The sequence below is a fragment of the Leifsonia shinshuensis genome (assembly GCF_014217625.1).
Taxonomy (GTDB): Bacteria; Actinomycetota; Actinomycetes; order Actinomycetales; family Microbacteriaceae; genus Leifsonia; species Leifsonia shinshuensis_A.
In genome coordinates this window covers 2,600,634-2,618,844 of record NZ_CP043641.1, presented here as the reverse complement: position 1 = coordinate 2,618,844, position 18,211 = coordinate 2,600,634, and the positions used below count along the sequence as shown (strand labels likewise).

Here is an 18,211-nt window from a genome sequence, read left to right as displayed (position 1 = left end):
ACCTGTCAGATCTGCGCTCTGTGGCGTGCGCGAGATCGGACCTCAGAACACGAATTTCCGCGCGGAGTCCGCGGATTCCTCGCACCGCGATGACAAGCGCGACGATCGCCACCGCGAGCGGCGCCACAAGGGTCAGAAGTCCGATGATCTGGAGTAGAGGGTTCATGTGCTTAGTCTTTCGGTGTTCACCAGTTGGCGTTTACTGCTGCCGTCGACTTAGTGACATCCAAATCCAAGTAGGGGTAGCTGGAGCCGATGCCCGAGATGACAGTGCAATACGCTCGGATGCGTGCCTTCGTTGACGTGGGAGTTCCGAGGTAATCCTTTGAGCACGCACCACCTGCTGCCTGGATGTCCCAGTCCCATGTGTTCGTGAGACTGACGCCGGCGCCGGACGGCCCCTGCCAGTAGCCCGCGTGGTACCACTCGGTCAGAATCCCGTTGTTCTTCTCGACTTTGCAGTTGCTCCACGTCGCGACACCAGCGCTCAGTAGGTACTTGCAGCCGGAAAGCCCCATCGGCTGAATGCCTCCTCCGGCAGACGGCGTCGTCGGACGCTCAATCGAGGTCAATGTGACAGAGCCGTCCGAGTAGACCTTTCGGGTGTAGTCCGTGATGCCGACGCGGTACGTGTCGTCCGTCACTGGGGCGGCGCCGGATGAGTTGTCCCAGGTCTTCCCTTGTGCGTATGCCTCCAGGAGCGCCGGGCGTGCATCGACGGCGACTCCGAGCTCTTCGAAGCCTGCATTGAGCTGAGCCAACGTGTTAGGAGCGATGGGTGGTGCTTCCTCGGCTTGTGCCGGGATTGCAATTCCCGTGACCGCGACAAAGACGGTCGCGGCAATGGCCAGATATTTTGCAGAACGATTGATCAAAGGTTCCCCCTTAATTGCGCCTAGCCGAACTCGGTCGACAAAGCGATTCCGTCCGATTGACCAGAAATCGGCAAATCGTTGTCCGCGCTGGCCAAAGTCACCATCGCGTTCTGAATCGATATGTCCGCCACGAGACAGTCGGTTCCGCCTCAATTCGATAGATTGTTCTCGCCTCAATTCAGCCGATCGTCCCCGCTGGTCGGAACACCAGCGACTTGGCCCGATCGTTGAACGACGAGAGGCTTGCGCAGTTCGGGGTGCAGTTGTATCGCTGACCGCCGTACGACGGTGCGTCGTAGAGTGTGACCCAGCAGGACGCGTACGCTTTGGCGCTGCTGATCGTGTTCTGCCAGTCGGCAGAGAGGCTCGGGAATCCGTACGTGACTCCTGAACAGGATCCGGACCCGTAGAACGTGTAGCTGCCACCGCCGTAACTGTCGTCCTTGTACATCGTTCCAATGACCACTGATGCGGCTGCCGAGCGAGCACGCAGGTTGGACGACCCAAGGCCCGCGAGATAGGAATCGACCTCGTCCTGCGAGCTGAAACACGCGGGAGTCGCTTGAGGTTCCGGAGACCCAAGCGGTTGGACGCGAACCGCGCAATAGTCTCCGCTGGTCGACGGTGCGTCTGGCGACGCGAGCACCGGCCCGGTCGCGAGAACGGCTGCAACGGCTAGAGAAAGTAGGGGACGCATGAACTACCTCGTGTGATCTGTGGCCGGCTGGCCAGTCGAAACGGGGTCTCGGCGGTTGCCGAGCCTCACACGCGATATGTCCACCAGTGATAGGCAAGTTCCCCGGCAGTAGCCCGTGCAGAGAGCGGGAGTTGGTTCTGCCGCGAGGACAGGGAGGCTTCGGGCCAGTGGCCCGCGGCCTCGGGCGGACAAAGAAGTGTCATGTGAGCTCGGCGAAAAGGCCACGCGCGACCGCCGCTGATACTCGCCTTACACGAGTATGATTGCTATGTGACTATCGAACTCCGCGAGCCTTCGTTCCTGCTCCTCACGGCCCTTGCCGACGGCCCGAAGCATGGGTACGCCCTACTCTCCGAAGTGGCCGACCTCTCCGACGGGCGTGTGGCGCTGAAGGTGGGGTCGCTGTACGCGATCATCGAGCGTGCGGAAGGGGCTGGGCTTGTCGAGCATGTTCGCGACGAGGTCGTCAGCGGGAGGCTACGACGCTACTTCGCCCTGTCGGCCTCCGGGCGTGAACGGCTCGTCGAGGAGGCGTCACGGCTCGAAGAGAACGCGAAACGCGCGCGTGAGCGGTTGCGACGGCGAACGGGGCCGGCACTCGCGGGGATGACGCAATGACGCAGGATCTGGAAGCACGCTACAGGGCGGCACTGCGCTGGTATCCGCAGTCGTGGCGGCGGCGCAACGCAGACGCCGTCGTCGGAATGCTGCTGGACGGAGCGGATCACGGCGGTCGCACCGTGCCTGCGGCCGGCGAGCTGACTGACTTGGCGCTTCGCGGCCTTGCTGCGCGGATCGCCGTGGTCCTCCCCGAGGGGGTGCGCTCCGGGGCCGCGACGCTCGCGTTCGGGTACGGCTTCGCGTTCTCCCTCATCATGTTCTGGAGCAGTTGGTGGGCGCCGCTCTCCCGCTATCGGTCCTCGTTTCGGGAGGCTGCCCCTGACGTGGTCACCTTTGGGCCGTTTCTTAGCCCTGGCGTGCTCCTGACTGGGATCTGGACGGCCGCGTTCATCTTGGTCCTCACCGGCGCGGGCCGCGCCCCCCGGGCCGTCCTCGCCGCGAGCGGACTCGTGGCTGTCCTGCTGCCCTGTGTGAACGCACTCGTGCCCGGATGGGACGGCCCGAGCGCGACAAACCTTGTGTTCTTTGCGCTCGCCGGCTTCCTGGCCGCCTCGGCGCCACCGAAACGGCGCGGACTCATCGTGGGTGTCCCGCTCTGGATCCTGCTCTTCGTCGGCGTCTACGCCTGGAACGCGATGTTGGTCCCCGACATGCCGTCCGATCGCCAGTTCTGGTACATCTTCGGGGCGAGGGTCCCTCCCTCGGTCATGGTCGCACTGCTGATCGCCATCGCTGTCGTCCTCCTATTGCTCCGCCGGCCAGCGGCGGTCGCGGTGTTCGCCCTCGCGGTGACGCCCTGGCTAGCCGGGTGGTATCTGGCGGTGATCCGCGACAACCCCGCCGGTGCCGTGAGCTGGGGAGCGGCCGCTCTGTTCGTCGTGGTGGTGGCGGCAGTAGTGGTGTTCGCGCTGCGTCGGTCCGGGATCCGGATAACGATGGAGACGCGGGACCAGGAGTTGGCGAAGGGCGGAGACCTCCGTTAGGGGATCATTCTCCGGCCCACAGGGGATTAGCAGAATGAAAGTTCGCGCCGTTACTGGGCTGTAGGGAACCTTAGATAGGCCCGCCATAAAGGGGCTATCTACGGTGGTCCCTTTTTCGATCGAAGAACTGTTGGCAAGAGAAAGGGCTCCGCTGCTGCGGAGCCTTTTGTGCGTCCCGGGCCTTCTCCATCAAGGACATCTCGATCCCGGAGTGTGCTCAGGGGCGATACTCGTCGCGCGGGGGCAAGTAGAGTGCGATCGCCTGCTCGTCGGCCGAGTGTCCACCCTTCATGCCGCTTCCGATGATCATCAGTACCGCTCCGACGCGCCCGAGGATCAGCAACAGGATGCGGCCGCAGAAGACCGCGACCTTGCCAGTAACGGCCAACACTCGGCGGACTCGTGTCCAGAACATTGCCTGCCTCCCTGCGTTAGCGGGCGAATACTTCGATCGTAGCTGTCAGATGCGGCAACGCATCTGCTGATCGCAGGTGAGCTGAGCGAGTTGGCTCAGGCGGCGTCGACCCGTTCCCGGTCGACGCCGCCCAACGCGCTGCCTCGACAGTCGGCTTGGACTACGAACCGTCTTCGAGCACCCCCATCGGGGTTCCGTTCTGTTGACAGACCCACATCGCCTGCATCATGTCTGCCCGGAACGGTTGAGAGCGCGGGTCGAAGGTTGCTCCAGCAACCGCGGGTGGTGTCAATGTTGTGTCTTCAAGCAGGGACCCAACCTCGCTCTGCATTCCACCCGTCGCGAGCAAATTGAGGGCTTTCAACGATGTCGGTGCAGTGTTCACGATGGCTGCAAAGCCGGCATCGGAGAGTGAGCCCGAGAGTCCTGGTCAGAGGCGCTTTCAGAACCTTGAGCAAGGCATTTCCCCCACAAAAGCCCCACAGAAGACGGCGTTGACCCCGGCGTGATCGCTGTGGTTCAGAGTTTCTGCCAGGCGGGTTTGTGGTCGTAGGCGTAGCGGTAGTAGTCGATGTTGCGGAGGCGCGACGCCGCGGCCTCGTCCACGAGCACGGTCACGTGCGGGTGCAGCTGGATGGCCGAGCCCGGGTTGGAGGCCGACACCGGTCCCTCCACCGCCCCGGCCAGCGCCTCCGCCTTGCCCTCGCCGAACGCGAGCAGCATCAGGTGCCGGGCGCGCAGGATGGTGGAGAGCCCCTGGGTAATGCAGTGCATCGGGACGTCGTCCTCGCTGTCGAAGAACCGGGCGTTGTCCTTGCGGGTCTGCTCCGTCAGTGTCTTCACCCGGGTGACCGAGGCGAACGAGGAACCGGGCTCGTTGAAGCCGATGTGGCCGTCGGTGCCGATGCCCAGCAGCTGGACGTCCACACCCCCGGACTCCGCGATCGCCTTCTCGTAGTCCGCGCCGGCGTGTTCGATCGTGGCGAGGGCGCCGTTGGGGACGTGGATGAGGGAGGGGGTCAGCCCGAGCGGTTCCACGACCTCCCGGGTGATCACCGCCCGGTAGGACTCGGGGTGCCCGGCCGGCAGGCCCACGTACTCGTCCAGCGCGTAGCCGCGCACGTGCGACACATCCGTCCCGGACGCGCCGATCCGCCGGGCCAGCGCCCGGTACACCGGCAGCGGGGTGGACCCGGTCGCCAGCCCCAGCACCGCATCCGGCTTGGCGGCGATCAGCGCCTGGATCGACTCCGCCGCGAGTTCGCCCGCCGCGTCCTTGTCCGCCACCACCACGACTTCAGCCATCTGCTCCTCCAACGAGCGCCGCACCCAACGCGGCAACGGGTGTTCCTTCGGCTTCGCGCAGAATGGCGAGGTTGGCCTCGACGGTCGCGAGCACCTCGGCGACCGACTCGTCGCCTGGGCGTCTACTCACCTTCAGCCCGCGCCACGGCATGTCGCCCGCTGCCCGGAGGGCTGAGCGAGCGGCCGAGCGGGTCAGCAGGGAGCCGGACCGCGGATCCGACTCGGCGAACGGGAGGTGGGCGTCGGCCCACGCCGGCCCGTAGGGTCCGTCCGCGCTGGCGGCTCCGGAGAGGGTGAGCCCCAGGAGGCGACCCGACGCGGCGGTGGCGGCGACCTGCGCGGTGACGGCTGCCGCGTCCCGCAGTTCGATGAGAGACCGGCCCCAGTTCAGCCAAAGCCCCGCTTCCGTGATGCCCTCGAGTGCCGCCAACTCGTCGGGGAGGGAGAGGAAGCCCTTCTCGAACGGGCGGCCAGGCACGACTGCGTCGCAGTGCTCGATCGCGAGCGTGGAGCCGCACCAGTCCCAGGACGCGATCGAGGCGAGGGACTCCCGGAGGGCGTCGGCTGAACCGGGGCCGCCGCTGGGCGCCGTGTGCAGGAGTACGACGCTCGGGATCGCGGGTAGACGTGCGAGGTCGTGGCGCATCCGGTCGAGGTCGGCCATGGCGGCCGCCCGGCCATCCGCCTCGGTTGAGGCCAGGCCGTAGCCGGGCGATTCCTTCGAGCGTGTCATCGTCCACGGCAGCGCAGTGACGACCAGCTCGGTCGCAGGCAGTCGTGAGACCAGCCAGTCGTCGTCATAGGGATGGAGGCGGCCGAGCCACGGCAGTTCCAGGGCGCCGACACCGTCCATGGCGACCAGCTCGGCGAGGAAGCGCTCCTCGAACGCAGGATCCCAGCGCGTGTGTGCGGGGGAGGCCGCGTAGGCGCTGACGACGGTCCTCATCGCGCCTCGACCGCGCGCGCGAACCAGGAGGTGATGGTCTGCGGGTGGGTGATCGCGGTGCCGACCACGACGGAGTCGGCCCCGGCCTCCAGCGCCTGCCGCGCGTGCTCCGGAGTGTGGATGCGGCCCTCGGCCACGAGGAACCGGCCGAGCGCGAGCGCGCGGAGCTCGGCGATGAGGTCGAGGTCGGGTCCCTCGCCGCGCGGGCGCTCCCCGGTGTAACCGGCGAGGGTCGTCCCGATGATGTCGGCGCCCGCCTCGGTGGCGGCGATCGCATCCTCGGCGCTTCCGCAGTCGGCCATGACGAGCGCGTCGGTCTCGTTCCGCAGCGCCTTCACGACCTCAGCCAGGGTGCGGCCGTCCGGCCGCTCCCGTCGTGTGCCGTCGAGCGCGACCACGTCCGCGCCCGCCGCGGCGACGGCCACCGCATGCTCCAAAGTCGGCGTGATGAAGACGCCGTCCTTGCCGTCCTTCCACAACCCGATGACCGGGACATCGAGGGTCTCGGCGCCGAGCCGGATGTCGTCCAGGCCCTGCAACCGAATGGCAGCGGCACCGCCGCGCACCGCGGACTCCGCAACGGCGACCATGGTCCGGGGATCGCGCATGGGCTCGCCAGGATACGCCTGAGCGGAGACGATCAGCCGCCCGGCGACAGCGTCGAAGAAGTCGGTCATGGGGTGTACTCCTTTTCACGGACGAGGCTCGCGGCGCCGAGGCATGCGGCAGAGTCGCCGGCGCTGGGCCGGAGCGCGACGGACGCGAGCAGCGGGAGGGCTTCCTGCCGCGCGGCAGCCTCGAACGTCTGCCACCAGCCCGGGATGCGTGGCACGCCCCCGCTGACGACCACCAGGTCGGGGTCCAGACCGTTGACGAGACCGCCGACGACGGACCCGACGGTGGTGGCGGAAAGATCGATCGCTGCTCGAGCGCTTTCGTCGCCATCCGCCGCGCGCGCCGAGACCTCTATCGCATCGGACGCGGAGCCGCCGAGCCTCCGATAGGTCGCGAGGATCGCCGGACCCGACCCGCTCGCCTCGGCGTGCCCGCGACCGCCGCACGAGCATGGCAGCCCGATGGCGTGCGGAGAGGCGATATGGCCGAAGTGACCGGCGGCTCCGTGGGCCCCGGCGACCACCTCGCCGTCGCGGATGAACGCGCCCCCGACGCCTGTGCCCACCGCGATCAGGAGGAGTGACGCACCGCGGGGGAGTCCGGCCAGCACGGATTCACCCAGTGCGTGGGCGTGCACATCGTTGATCGCCCGCACGTGCAGTCCGGTCAGTTCGGCGACGCCGGCGGCGAGGTGAACCCCCTTCCAGTCTGCGATGGCGTCGGTCGCGTCGAGGACGTCCCCGGTAGCCGGCTCGATGATCCCGGCCGCGCCGATCCCGACGCCCGCCAGCTCTGCCGGATCGCGGTCTTCGGTCACGGCGGCGACCAGTGCCGCGATCTCGGCGACGACGGCCTGGCCTCCGGCGGGCGGCGTGGCCGATCGCGCGTGCGCGAGGACGCCACCGGACGCGTCGAGCAGGCGTGCGTCGATCTTGGTGCCCCCGAGGTCGACGCCCACGGCGAGCCGGGCATCAGTCGAGTGCGGCACCGGGCTCCCCGCAGGCCGTGGCGGATCCGGGCGGCCACCCGGTCACAGGAGTCCCGACGCTTCGAGGAGGCCGCGGATGCGCGACGTCTCGGCGGCGCCGAGCGACCGCATGGGCTCGCTCATCCGGTTGCTCGCGATGACCCCCAGCAGCTGGAGCGCGGTCTTGAACGCGCCGAGCCCGGCCGCTCCCGCCGAGATACCGGCCTCGGTGACCTCCACGATGCCGAACAGACGGGCGAGGCGGTCCTGCTCGCGGCGGGCCGCGGCCCAGTCGCCATCGGCGGCGGCCGCGTACAGCCTGCTGTACCCGGCGGGGTCGACGTTCGCGAGACCCGGAACCGCGCCGTGCGCCCCGCCGAGCAGAGCGCCGTCGACCACGACTTCGTGGCCGGTGAACATCCGGAACGCCGGCAGGTGCTCGGTTGCGAGCGCGAGCAGGCGGAAGGAGACATCGTCGCCGGAGGAGTCCTTCACCCCGGCGAGCACACCGTCCTCGGCGAGTTCGCGGAGCACGTCTAGGCCGAGCTTGGCGTGCGTGCGCACCGGGACGTCGTAGGCGAAGAGCGGGAGGTCGACGCGCTCCCGGACCGTCCGGAAGTGCTGGCCGACCTCCGACTGGTTGGACAGCGCATAGAACGGCGCCGTCACCACAAGCGCGTCGACACCCAAGTCGGAAAGGCGCTGAGCTTCCGCTACGACCCGCGCGGTGGTCTGCTCGTTGGCCCCGGCCAGGACGGGCACGCGGCCATCGCTCGCCTCGATGACGGTGGTGGCGACCAGGTCGCGCTCTTCGTTCGTCAGGTAGGGGACCTCGCCGGACGACCCGAGGATGAAGAGCCCGTCGACGCCGCCGTCGAGGAGGTGCGATGTCACGCGCTGCAGCGACTCCCGGTCGATCAGCCCGTTCTCGGTGCGCGGTGTGATCACCGGGGGGATGATCCCGCGGAAGCGGGTGGTGTCGGTGTCCGGGCCCGCTACGGGGTGCGGTGCGATGGCGGCGTTCGTCACGATTCTCCTTTGAACCCACGGGTGATAGGACGTGGGATGTCTTGATGCCATGAGAGTATTGCAAAGCTGGCGGGGCGCGTCAATGGGCCCGATCGCTCCGTCGGAAATCGCTATTGACGAAGTGGTCGGAGGTGATCTACGGTCTTGTTTCCAAGAGGTGGGACGTCCTATGTGGGTCCTTCTTCTCCTCCAGCACATTCCCGAAAGGAACAGCAGTGGAAACAACGAAGTTGCCGGGTTCCCGAGCACGCACGCTCAAACGCCTCGCCGGGCTCGTCGCCGCGGTGGCGACGGTCGGGCTCGTCGCGGCGTGCTCCGGTCCGCAGTCGAGCACCTCGGTCGGCGGCGCCGCCGCGAAGGGCCACGTCGAGGTCGCGGTCGGTTACAACAACAACAGCTCCTGGGACCCGCTGAACACCGGCTCCGCGTTCGCGATGTCGGCTGAGAACCACATCTACGAAGCGCTCTGGGATTCCTCGCCCGTCGACCGCAAGCCCTACGCTGCGCTCGCCGCCGACATGCCCAAGGACACCAAAGCGCTGACCTGGACGGTCAAGCTCCGGTCCGGGGCCAAGTGGAGCGACGGCAAGCCGGTCACCGCCGACGATGTCGTCTTCTCCGTCGACCGGGTGCTCGACACGCAGAAGCCCGTGATCACCACGGCCTTCTTCTCGAGCTGGCTCAAGGACGCTGTTAAGGTCGACGCGCACACCGTGAAGCTCGACTTCAAGAACGCGTTCCCGTATGCGATCGACCGCTTCTCGATCCTCAAGATCATGCCGAAGCACATCTTCGACGGCCAGCCCGACTCCTTCTACGCCGACGCGAAGAACCAGCTCGGCTCCGGCCCGTTCGAGATCAAGGCCACCGAGCCGACGTCGTTCACCTCGTTCGTGCTGAACAAGGACTACAACGGTCCGCTGCACCCGAAGATCGACTCGATGCAGTGGAATGTCTCGGTCGACGCGGCCGCCCGCACCAGCCTGCTGACCTCCGGAGTCTCCGGCGTGCAGATCTCCGACAACATCCCGCAGGACTCGATCGCCACGCTGCAGGGCAAGGGACTGACGGTGGACGGCGCCGACAGCATGAACCTCCTGGGCCTGGCCTTCAACACCAGCAAGGCGCCCTTCAACGACAAGCGGGTCCGCCAGGCGCTGCGGATGGCCATCGACACCAAGAAGCTGATCGACGTCTCGATCGCGGGCAAGGGCACTCCGGCCACGAGCTTCCTCCAGGAGTCGAGCCCGTACTACTCGAAGGCGGCCACGCAGTACGACTACAACCCGACCGAGGCCAAGAAGCTGCTGCAGGAGGCCGGCGTCAGCAACCTCAGCCTGACGCTGCTGTCGACGAACATCTCCTGGACCACCGTCGCCGTGAACGCGATCAAGCAGGACTGGGAGGCCATCGGCGTCAAGACGAACCTCGACGTCGTGGAGACCGCCACCTTCAACACCAAGGTGGCCCAGGGTGATCCGGCCGATGTGCTCACGTTCTCGGGCAACCCCAACCAGTTCGGGACGGACGCGGACCTCAACGTGCGCTGGTTCTACTCCAACACCAACACCTTCATGCTCTGGAACAAGTGGGGTCAGACACCCGAGTACGCGGCGCTCGACAAGGTCCTCACCGCCGCCGAGCAGTCGGACTCGGCGAAGACCACCGACGCCGACATGAAGAAGGCGCTCAACATGATCGCGGACCAGGGCGTCATCTACCCGGTCATGCACATGCAGCTCTTCTCCGCATGGGACGCCAAGAAGCTGAGCGGCGTGCAGGCGCTCAACATCCCCGGCGTCTACATGATGAACGCGCAGCTGAAGGGCTGAGCACCCGCCGGCCGGGGTGCGCCTGACAGCGCCCCGGCCGGCATTACCCGATAGGAACCACCGTGACCGTCGTCCTCAGAATGATCGGCAGACGACTGCTGACACTGATCCCGCTGCTGCTGGGCATCGTGCTGTTCGTCTTCACCGTGATGCAGTTCTCCTCCACCGACCCCGCCGTCGCGGTCTTCGCCGATGCGCCGGTGAGCCCGGACCAGCTCGCGCAGTTCCGGCACGAGCACGGACTCGACCAGCCTTTCATCCTCAAGTACTTCGCCTTCCTCGGAATGATCCTCACGGGGCATCTGGGCAAGAGTCTCGCCACGGGCCAGGACGTTACGACGATGATCGCGACCGCGCTGCCGCTCACGCTTCAGCTCACCTTCCTCGGCCTCATCATCGCGATCGTCATCTCGTTCACCCTCGGGACGATCTCGGCCGTCTTCCGGGACCGCTGGCCGGATCAGACGATCCGCGTCCTCACCCTCGGCGGAGTCGCCGCCCCCTCCTTCTGGGTCGCGCTGCTCCTCGTCCAGTGGTTCTCGATCAACATCCCGATCTTCCCCTCGTCCCGGTACGTCAACCCGAACGACTCGATCTACGGCTGGCTCATGACCATGACGCTGCCGGCACTGGCCCTCGCTCTGCCGCTCTCCGCCCAGATGACCCGCATCGTGCGCACGTCGATGGTGGAAGAGCTCGACCGGGACTACGTGCGTACCGCTCGCGGCGGCGGCCTCCCTCCCTTCGTCGTCGTCGGGCGGAACGTGATGCGCAACGCTCTCATCAACCCGCTCAACGTGCTCGGGCTGCGGATCGGCTACCTGCTCGGCGGCGCCGTCGTCATCGAGCAGATGTTCAACCTCCCAGGGATGGGTCAGCTGATGATCGAGGCCGTCAAGAACAACGAGCCCGCCATCGTCCAGGGCGTCGTCCTCACGATCGCCCTGGGCTTCGTCGTGATCAACCTGATCGTCGACATCCTGTCCATGCTCGCCAACCCGAGACTGCGAACGAGCCACTGATGCGTACCAAACTCTCCGAACGACTCTCCCGGCCCGGCCTCCGCTTCGGCCGGCTCACCCTCGGCGCCTGGATCGCCATCGCGGTGCTGGCCGTGATCGTGCTGGCCGTGATCCTCGCACCGCTGCTCACTCCGTACGACCCGAACATGCAGTCCGTCGCCGCCGACAAGGCGCCGAGCGCCGCGCACATCTTCGGGCTCGACAGCCAGGGCCGCGACATCTTCAGCCGACTCCTCTACGGCGGTCGCTGGTCACTCGCGATCGGCCTCGGCGCGACGGCCCTCGCCCTCATCGCCGGCGCGGTCGTCGGAGCCTTCGCGGCGACAAGCCGCCGCGGCGTCGACGAGACGATCATGCGCGTACTGGACGTCATCATGGCGTTCCCCGGCATCGCCCTGGCCGCCGTCCTGGTCGCGGTCTTCGGCCGGGACGTCTTCGTCCTCATCCTGGCCATCGGCTTCCTCTACATGCCGTCCATCGCCCGGATCGTGCGCGCCAACGTCCAGTCGCAGTACGGCGAGGACTACATCGCGGCGGAGCGCATCATCGGCGCCAAGCGCTTCTTCCTCGTAACCCGGCACGTCGCGGTCAACATCGCCGCGCCCATCCTCGTGTTCTCCACCGTGATGGTTGCCGACGCCATCGTCTTCGAGGCGTCGTTGTCGTTCATCGGCGCCGGCGTCCAGCCGCCGAACCCCTCGTGGGGAAGCGTCATCGCGGACGGCAAGAACCTGCTGCTGACCGGAGGCTGGTGGGCGACGCTCTTCCCCGGCCTCGTGATCTTCGCAACCGTCCTGTGCCTGAACATCCTCGCGGAGGGACTCACCGACGCGATCGCCGCCCCGTCGGCGAAGGCGTCGAAGGCCGCCGCACAGGCCGTGACGGCGGAGGCGGAGGACGTCGACCGCGGCGAGCACGCCGTGGCCGAGATCACCGGCCTGCGACAGGCGGGGGAGCGGATCCGCCGCCGGGTCAGACCCATCCCCGACATCGCCCCCGTGCTCTCGGTCGACGGGCTCACGATCTCGTTCGCCGACCGGCACAACGGAGTGAACGTCGTCGACGGCGTCTCCTTCGACGTGCGGCCCGGCGAGGTCCTCGGTCTGATCGGAGAGTCCGGCTGTGGCAAGTCGCTCACCAGCCTGGCGGTCATGGGGCTGGAGCCGCGCGGCGCCCTGGTCGGCGGAAGCATCCGCTTCGACGGCCGGGAGCTCATCGGCATGAAGCCGCGCGACCGCCGGGCGCTCATGGGTCGCGGGATGTCGATGATCTACCAGGACGCCCTCAGCTCGCTCAACCCGGCGATGACCATAAAACAGCAGCTCACCCAACTGACCCGCCGCGGCGGCCACCGGACGCCCGCGGAGCTGCTGGAGCTGGTCAACCTGGACCCGGGCCGCACTCTGAAGGCCTACCCGCACGAGCTCTCCGGCGGCCAGCGGCAGCGCGTGCTCATCGCGATGGCGCTCTCCCGCGATCCCCAGCTGATCGTGGCCGACGAGCCCACCACGGCACTCGATGTGACGGTCCAGGCGCAGGTGATGAAGCTCCTGCTCCGGCTGAAGGAAGAGCTGGGCTTCGCGCTCATCCTCGTTTCGCACGACCTCGCCCTCGTCTCAGACATCGTGGACCGCGTCGTCGTCATGTACGGCGGCCAGGTCGCCGAGACCGGTGAGATCCACGAGGTCGTGGGGGCGCCGGCCCACCACTACACGCGCGGTCTGCTCTCGGCCGTTCTCTCGCTGGAGTCGGGCGACGCCGAGCTGACGCAGATCAAGGGTGTCGTGCCGTCGCCGGCCGCATTCCCCGCCGGCTGCCGGTTCTCGGACAGGTGCCCGGCCGCGACGGCGATCTGCCGGCGCGAGGACCCTCAGCTCGAGGGGCCAGTGCTCGTCCACGAGGTGGCGTGCCACCATCCGGCCCGGGAGGTCGGACAGCTCGAACGAAAGGAGGTGCCGGCATGAGTGAGCCGATCCTCGAACTGCGCGACGTGCACGTGCAGCACCGCATCAACGGCGAGAAGCTCTTCGCCAAGGACACCGTCTACGCGCTGACCGGCGCCGACCTCGCTGTGAGCGCGGGCGAGACGGTCGGGATCGTGGGGGAGTCCGGCTGCGGCAAATCCACACTGGCCAAGGCGATCGTGGGGCTGCAGCAGCCGACCTCCGGCGAGGTGCTCTTCCACGGCGAGTCGCTCTGGACGATGTCCACGTCGGCCCGGCGCACGAAGTTCGGCCGGAACGTCGGCATGGTGTTCCAGGACCCGTCCACCGCGCTCAACCGCCGTATGCCGGTCAGGAGCATCCTGCGCGATCCGCTGACCGTTCACGGCATCGGCGACGCGAAGCAGCGCACTGCGCGGGTCGCGGAGCTGATGGACCTCGTCGGCCTCCCCTCCAGCGCGGCCGACGCCCTTCCCGCTCAGCTCTCCGGAGGCCAGCGACAGCGCGTCGCCATCGCCCGGGCGCTCGCTCTCCAACCCTCGGTGCTGGTCGCGGACGAGCCGACCAGCGCTCTCGACGTCTCCGTCCGCGCGCAGATCCTCAATCTGCTGCTGGAGCTCAAGGCGGAATTCGATCTCGCCATGATCTTCATCTCGCACGATATCCAGACCGTGCGCAGGATGAGCGACCGGATCGTCACCATGTATCTCGGCCGCATCGTGGAGGTCGCTCCTGCGGCGGCGGTGCCCGGCGAGGTGCGGCACCCGTACACGGAGGCGCTGCTGTCCGCGACGCCGAGCCTGGTCGAGGACGTCGAGCCGATCACGTTGGAGGGGCCGGTCCCGTCGGCGGTGCATCCGCCGTCGGGATGCCCGTTCCGCACCCGCTGCTGGAAAGCGACGGCGCAGTGCGCGACCGAGATGCCTCCGCTGACGCGGTTCCAGACCGTCCCGCTGCACACCGCCCGCTGCTACCACCCGGTCGGAGCGGTGGAAGAAGCGGCGATCGGAGGCGCCGCGTGAGCAGCCCCATCCGGGTCGGGGTCGTCGGTGCCGGCTTCTTCGGAACAATGATCGCCAGCGCCTGCGCCGGCCACGACTCCTTCGACGTCGTCGCGGTGGCCGACCCCGTAGCGGACGCCTCCCAGCGCCTCGCCGAGGCCCACAGTGCGCGGGCGTACGTGAGCTTCACCGAGCTCGTCGACGACGACACCGTCGACCTGGTCGTCGTCGCCACCCCCAACCACTTGCACGCCGAGCCGGCGGTCGCCGCACTGCTCGCCGGCAAGCACGTCTTCGTCGAGAAGCCGCTCGGCATCGACGAGGACTCGGTCGGCTCCATCCTCGCCGCCGCGCGCGGAGCCCGCGGCCGGCTGATCGTCGGCCACGTCATGCGGTCCTTCCCCGGTGTGCGGCGGATGGTCGCCCAGGCGCGCCGCGGTGACCTCGGCGAGATCATCGAGGCCGCCGGCGCCCGCAGACGCGTCGTGCACCTGCCTGACGATCCGGGGGACTGGTGGAAGCTCGACCGGCGCCGCAGCGGCGGGGAGCTGCTGCACGAGATCCACGAGCTCGACCTGGTCGTCTGGGCGCTCGGCGAGCCGAGCGAAGTCCTCAGCATGACCGGCGCGCCCCTTGCGCATGGTGAGCACATGGTGGACAGCGACATCGTGACCGAGCTGAGGACACCCTCGGGAGCACTCGGACGGCACAGCGTGTCCACCTCCGCCCACCGGGCCGAGTGGTGGTTCCGCATCTCCGGCACCGAGGCGAGCGTCGAGGCCGACTTCCGGGCAGGAACCGTTACGCGCTACGAGGACGGTCTGATCGCCGAGGTGACAGGTGTGTTCGACCTCCCGGCCTCTGACGAGTCGCTGCGAGAGTCCGCCGAGACCGCGCAGTCCTACAACACCGGCGGACCCGGACCGCTCTGGATGCGGACGGCAGTCGCGTGCGAGCTGGACGAGGTCGCAGCCGCCGTACGCGGCACCTCCACGACCCTGACCGAGCATCCGGCGACTGCGGCACTGGTGGCCATCCGTGCGAACACGCTCGCCGCGGAGGCTGCGCGATGACGCGCGTGGCGGTCGCGGGCACCGGAGTGATCGCCGGGGACCACGTGCGCGCGCTGGCCGCCCTCCCCGGCGTGGAGGTGGCGTACGTGCACGGGTCCGACCTCGATCGCGCACGCCGCATCGCCGCGCTCGCGCCCGGCGCCGTAGCGACGGACGACTACCCCCGCATCCTCGCGGATCCGACCGTGGTCGCCGTCGACGTCTGCAACGCGACGCCCGCACACGCGCCATTCACCATCGCGGCGGGCAAGGCGGGGAAGCACGTCCATGTCGAGAAGCCTGCGGCCTTGAGCCTGGCCGACTTCGACGCCATGGTGCGCGCCACAGAGCGGGCAGGAACAACTCTGATGGTCGGTCAGACCGTGCGGTTCCAGCCGGCCGTCGCCGCGCTCGCCGCCGCGATCGGCGACGGCGCGGTGGGGCGTCCGCGCCTCGCCCACGTCAGCTGGTACACCGGCTACGTCTGGCCGGGAGGCTGGCGCGGCTGGCAGCTCGACCGCGCGAAGTCGGGAGGACATCCCGTCCACAACGGCACGCACCTGCTCGATGTCGCGACCTGGCTTCTCGGCGCCGCGCCGGTGCGCGTGTTCGCCCGGTCGTTCCCGAGCTTCGCGTCGGGGATGCCGGTCCACGACTCGTTCCAGCTGATCGTCCGCTTCGAGGACGACGCACTCGCCACCCTCGAGATCTCCTATGCGCTCGCCCAGCCGCGGGACATGTTCCGCCGCATCGTCGTCGCCGGGACGGACGGGACTGTCGCCCACTCGACCGATGACGACCCCGTCCTGCACTCCGCCGGAGCTGCCGTCCCGCTGCCCTCGGTCGAGGGCGCGATGGCAGCGCAGCTCGGCCACTGGGTCGATGTCGTCGGCGGCGCGGAGCCGATCGTGCGGAACGGTCAGGTGCGGGCTGCGCTCGCCGCGGCCATCGCGGCCCAGCGCTCGCTCGACACCGGCCTGCCCGTCGATATCCCCGACGAGGTGGCCGCATGATCCGCGTCGGGTTCCTCTCCGCCGTCCGGCATGCCGAGTCCTACCTGCCGACGTTCCTCTCCGATCCGCGGACCACGGTCGTGGGTGTCGCCGAAGACGAGTCGGCGTCGGATTGGATGCTCGCCGACTCGAGGGAGGCCGCGCACCGCAACGGGCTCCCGTTCCTCAGTGCTGCCGAGTTGCTCGCGCCCGGTACATGCGACCTCGTCGTGGTGTGCGGCGAGCCCACGCGTCACGCTGAACTGGCGATCGCGGCACTCGAGGCCGGAGCCGACGTCCTCGTGGACAAGCCGGTCGCCGTGACCGTCGCGGAGACCGACCGCATCCTCGCCGCGCAGAAGCGCTCGGGCCGTACGGTCTCCGTGGTCAACCGACTCCGCTCGCCCGCAGTCGAACGGCTGCGCAGCTGGGTCGATGCGGGCCACCTGGGCCTGCCGCTCCACGTCGACGTCGAGTGGTTCGCTTCGGGTGCCCACTTCTCGACATCCGTGGAGCGGCCGGAGCTCGTCACGGACCCGGCGCTTTCCGGCGGCGGCGAGCTGCTGAACTTCCTCCTCTACCCGGTCGACTACATCCGGTACCTGACCGGCCTGGAGGTGGTCGAAGCGTACGCCGAGACGGCGACGCTGTTCCAGGAGGCGCACCGCCGAACGGGCGTCGAGGACTCCGCGGTCGTCTCCCTGCTGCTCGAGAACGGCGTCACCGCGACGGTGACCGTGGGCCGTGTCGCGGCCGCTCCCGGGCACGGGCCGGTGTCCTCCTCCATCAGACTGCTCGGGTCGCACGGGCACGCGATCGCCGACGACGACAAGCCGGCGATCTCCGTGTTCGGAACAGACGGCAAACAGACGGCGCGACCCGTCGGCGGCCCGAGCTCGGTCATCGCCGTCGAACGATTCCTCGACGAGCTGATCGGCGCGCTCGCCGCCGGGACCAAGCCGCGCTACAGCCTGAGCGACGCGCGCGCGAGCCTCGCGGTGACCGAGGCGTGCTATGCCGCGGCCCGCGGCGGCAGACCCATTACATTGAACAACGACACGAACCTGGAGGGGGAACGGTGACCACCGAACTGACTGCGACGAGACTGGCCCGATTCGGGGCACAGGAGCGGATGCGCACCCTCCAGAACGACATCATGGACCTGATCCTCAGCCGGAATCTCGACGTCGGGGACCCCATGCCGACCGAGAACGAGCTGTGCTCCGCGCTGGGCGTCGGCCGGAACACCGTGCGCGAGGCGCTCAAGGTCCTGCAGGCGCTCGGCGTCGTGGAGATCCGCCACGGCTTCGGCACGTTCGTCGCGGCGACCAGCTTCGAGTCGCTCGGCGCCAGCCTCGCGTTCCGCGGACGGCTTTCCCTGCGCCACGGTGGCGCCGAAGCGCTGGAGCTGGTGGACGTGCGGCAGGCTCTGGAGTCCGGTCTCATCGGCCTGGCGATCGACGCCATGACGGAGCACGACCTCCTCGCCCTGGAGAGCAGGGTCGAGGCGATGGAGGCGCTCGCCGCGCAGGGGAAGCACTTCATCGACGAGGATCAGGACTTCCACCGCCTGCTCTATGTCCCGCTGCACAACGAACTGCTGTCGAACCTGCTCGAGGTCTTCTGGAACGTCTACCGCCAGATCCACGAGGAGGCCGGCGTCGAACAGCACGGCCTCATCGAGAACGCGCACGCGCACCGCCTCATCCTCGACGCGGTCCGCAGCGGCGACAAAGTGCTGACGGCCGAGCGGTTGAACGCGCACTTCCGGGGCATCCGCGAGCACCTCGCGGCGCTGGGCCGGCAGAGCTGAACTGCATCCCCCGAACGCGGGCATCCGACCGGACATCCGGTCGGCTGGCCTTTGCGAGGAGACTCAACGGCAGGGGGACGGACGCTTCGGTATCACCCCTTCG

18 protein-coding genes are annotated in these 18,211 nt (G+C 68.3%); 10 read left to right on the top strand and 8 right to left on the bottom strand.

Going from position 1 to position 18,211, the window contains the following annotated elements:
* Positions 1 to 185: 185 nt before the first annotated feature.
* Positions 186 to 875, bottom strand: a complete 690-nt coding sequence (locus tag F1C12_RS12530; protein WP_185275327.1) for a hypothetical protein — start codon at positions 873 to 875, stop codon at positions 186 to 188.
* 178 nt (positions 876 to 1,053) lie between these two features.
* Positions 1,054 to 1,326: a peptidase inhibitor family I36 protein gene (locus F1C12_RS12525; protein WP_185275326.1), complete on the bottom strand. Its 273-nt coding sequence runs from the start codon at positions 1,324 to 1,326 to the stop codon at positions 1,054 to 1,056.
* A 516-nt stretch (positions 1,327 to 1,842) separates the two neighbouring features.
* Between F1C12_RS12525 and F1C12_RS12520 the strand changes: the two genes are divergently transcribed.
* Both F1C12_RS12520 and F1C12_RS12515 read left to right on the top strand, forming a co-directional pair.
* Positions 1,843 to 2,190 carry a PadR family transcriptional regulator gene (locus tag F1C12_RS12520; protein WP_185275325.1) on the top strand — a complete coding sequence of 116 codons (348 nt, stop codon included), beginning with the start codon at positions 1,843 to 1,845 and terminating at the stop codon, positions 2,188 to 2,190.
* Complete coding sequence (locus F1C12_RS12515; RefSeq protein ID WP_185275324.1) at positions 2,187 to 3,176, top strand: hypothetical protein; 990 nt, start codon at positions 2,187 to 2,189, stop codon at positions 3,174 to 3,176. The genes F1C12_RS12520 and F1C12_RS12515 overlap by 4 nt, the downstream gene beginning before the upstream one ends.
* A 217-nt stretch (positions 3,177 to 3,393) precedes the next feature.
* On the opposite strand, the gene F1C12_RS12510 is transcribed toward F1C12_RS12515, so the two are convergent.
* From F1C12_RS12510 to F1C12_RS12485, 6 genes are all read right to left on the bottom strand, one after another.
* Complete coding sequence (locus F1C12_RS12510) at positions 3,394 to 3,591, bottom strand: hypothetical protein (RefSeq protein ID WP_185275323.1); 198 nt, start codon at positions 3,589 to 3,591, stop codon at positions 3,394 to 3,396.
* Positions 3,592 to 4,110: 519 nt separating this feature from the next.
* Complete coding sequence (locus F1C12_RS12505) at positions 4,111 to 4,896, bottom strand: glucosamine-6-phosphate deaminase (protein ID WP_185275322.1); 786 nt, start codon at positions 4,894 to 4,896, stop codon at positions 4,111 to 4,113.
* Positions 4,889 to 5,842 (bottom strand): DUF4862 family protein, encoded by a 954-nt coding sequence (locus F1C12_RS12500; protein WP_185275321.1) that lies wholly within the window; start codon positions 5,840 to 5,842, stop codon positions 4,889 to 4,891. The genes F1C12_RS12505 and F1C12_RS12500 overlap by 8 nt, the downstream gene beginning before the upstream one ends.
* A complete protein-coding gene (locus F1C12_RS12495; protein WP_185275320.1) occupies positions 5,839 to 6,519 on the bottom strand; it encodes an N-acetylmannosamine-6-phosphate 2-epimerase in 681 nt (226 codons plus the stop codon). Before F1C12_RS12495 ends, F1C12_RS12500 begins: the two co-directional genes overlap by 4 nt.
* Positions 6,516 to 7,415: an ROK family protein gene (locus F1C12_RS12490; RefSeq protein ID WP_258045881.1), complete on the bottom strand. Its 900-nt coding sequence runs from the start codon at positions 7,413 to 7,415 to the stop codon at positions 6,516 to 6,518. The genes F1C12_RS12495 and F1C12_RS12490 overlap by 4 nt, the downstream gene beginning before the upstream one ends.
* Positions 7,416 to 7,487: 72 nt before the next feature.
* Positions 7,488 to 8,453 (bottom strand): dihydrodipicolinate synthase family protein, encoded by a 966-nt coding sequence (locus tag F1C12_RS12485; protein ID WP_258045880.1) that lies wholly within the window; start codon positions 8,451 to 8,453, stop codon positions 7,488 to 7,490.
* 215 nt (positions 8,454 to 8,668) lie between these two features.
* Between F1C12_RS12485 and F1C12_RS12480 the strand changes: the two genes are divergently transcribed.
* The 8 genes from F1C12_RS12480 to F1C12_RS12445 all read left to right on the top strand — a co-directional run bounded on the left by F1C12_RS12480 (position 8,669) and on the right by F1C12_RS12445 (position 18,108).
* The gene (locus tag F1C12_RS12480; protein WP_185275317.1) at positions 8,669 to 10,285 is read left to right on the top strand and encodes an ABC transporter substrate-binding protein; all 1,617 of its coding nucleotides are present in this window, start codon (positions 8,669 to 8,671) and stop codon (positions 10,283 to 10,285) included.
* 62 nt (positions 10,286 to 10,347) lie between these two features.
* Positions 10,348 to 11,307 (top strand): ABC transporter permease, encoded by a 960-nt coding sequence (locus F1C12_RS12475; protein ID WP_185275316.1) that lies wholly within the window; start codon positions 10,348 to 10,350, stop codon positions 11,305 to 11,307.
* A complete protein-coding gene (locus F1C12_RS12470; RefSeq protein ID WP_185275315.1) occupies positions 11,307 to 13,271 on the top strand; it encodes a dipeptide/oligopeptide/nickel ABC transporter permease/ATP-binding protein in 1,965 nt (654 codons plus the stop codon). The genes F1C12_RS12475 and F1C12_RS12470 overlap by 1 nt, the downstream gene beginning before the upstream one ends.
* Positions 13,268 to 14,272 carry an ABC transporter ATP-binding protein gene (locus tag F1C12_RS12465; RefSeq protein ID WP_185275314.1) on the top strand — a complete coding sequence of 335 codons (1,005 nt, stop codon included), beginning with the start codon at positions 13,268 to 13,270 and terminating at the stop codon, positions 14,270 to 14,272. Before F1C12_RS12470 ends, F1C12_RS12465 begins: the two co-directional genes overlap by 4 nt.
* Positions 14,269 to 15,324 carry a Gfo/Idh/MocA family protein gene (locus tag F1C12_RS12460; protein WP_185275313.1) on the top strand — a complete coding sequence of 352 codons (1,056 nt, stop codon included), beginning with the start codon at positions 14,269 to 14,271 and terminating at the stop codon, positions 15,322 to 15,324. The genes F1C12_RS12465 and F1C12_RS12460 overlap by 4 nt, the downstream gene beginning before the upstream one ends.
* Entirely contained in the window at positions 15,321 to 16,316 is a 996-nt protein-coding gene (locus F1C12_RS12455) for a Gfo/Idh/MocA family protein (RefSeq protein ID WP_185275312.1), read from the top strand. The genes F1C12_RS12460 and F1C12_RS12455 overlap by 4 nt, the downstream gene beginning before the upstream one ends.
* Complete coding sequence (locus F1C12_RS12450; RefSeq protein WP_185275311.1) at positions 16,313 to 17,377, top strand: Gfo/Idh/MocA family protein; 1,065 nt, start codon at positions 16,313 to 16,315, stop codon at positions 17,375 to 17,377. The genes F1C12_RS12455 and F1C12_RS12450 overlap by 4 nt, the downstream gene beginning before the upstream one ends.
* Entirely contained in the window at positions 17,374 to 18,108 is a 735-nt protein-coding gene (locus F1C12_RS12445) for a FadR/GntR family transcriptional regulator (protein WP_374939530.1), read from the top strand. Before F1C12_RS12450 ends, F1C12_RS12445 begins: the two co-directional genes overlap by 4 nt.
* Positions 18,109 to 18,211: the final 103 nt, after the last annotated feature.

Bases quoted from the DNA above. Each gene is read 5' to 3' on its own strand.
- F1C12_RS12525 (WP_185275326.1), bottom strand. From the start codon at position 1,326: ATGTACAAGGACGACAGTTACGGCGGTGGCAGCTACACGTTCTACGGG.
- F1C12_RS12515 (WP_185275324.1), top strand. From the start codon at position 2,187: ATGACGCAGGATCTGGAAGCACGCTACAGGGCGGCACTGCGCTGGTAT.
- F1C12_RS12510 (WP_185275323.1), bottom strand. From the start codon at position 3,591: ATGTTCTGGACACGAGTCCGCCGAGTGTTGGCCGTTACTGGCAAGGTC.
- F1C12_RS12505 (WP_185275322.1), bottom strand. From the start codon at position 4,896: ATGGCTGAAGTCGTGGTGGTGGCGGACAAGGACGCGGCGGGCGAACTC.
- F1C12_RS12500 (WP_185275321.1), bottom strand. From the start codon at position 5,842: ATGAGGACCGTCGTCAGCGCCTACGCGGCCTCCCCCGCACACACGCGC.
- F1C12_RS12495 (WP_185275320.1), bottom strand. From the start codon at position 6,519: ATGACCGACTTCTTCGACGCTGTCGCCGGGCGGCTGATCGTCTCCGCT.
- F1C12_RS12470 (WP_185275315.1), top strand. From the start codon at position 11,307: ATGCGTACCAAACTCTCCGAACGACTCTCCCGGCCCGGCCTCCGCTTC.
- F1C12_RS12465 (WP_185275314.1), top strand. From the start codon at position 13,268: ATGAGTGAGCCGATCCTCGAACTGCGCGACGTGCACGTGCAGCACCGC.
- F1C12_RS12455 (WP_185275312.1), top strand. From the start codon at position 15,321: ATGACGCGCGTGGCGGTCGCGGGCACCGGAGTGATCGCCGGGGACCAC.
- F1C12_RS12450 (WP_185275311.1), top strand. From the start codon at position 16,313: ATGATCCGCGTCGGGTTCCTCTCCGCCGTCCGGCATGCCGAGTCCTAC.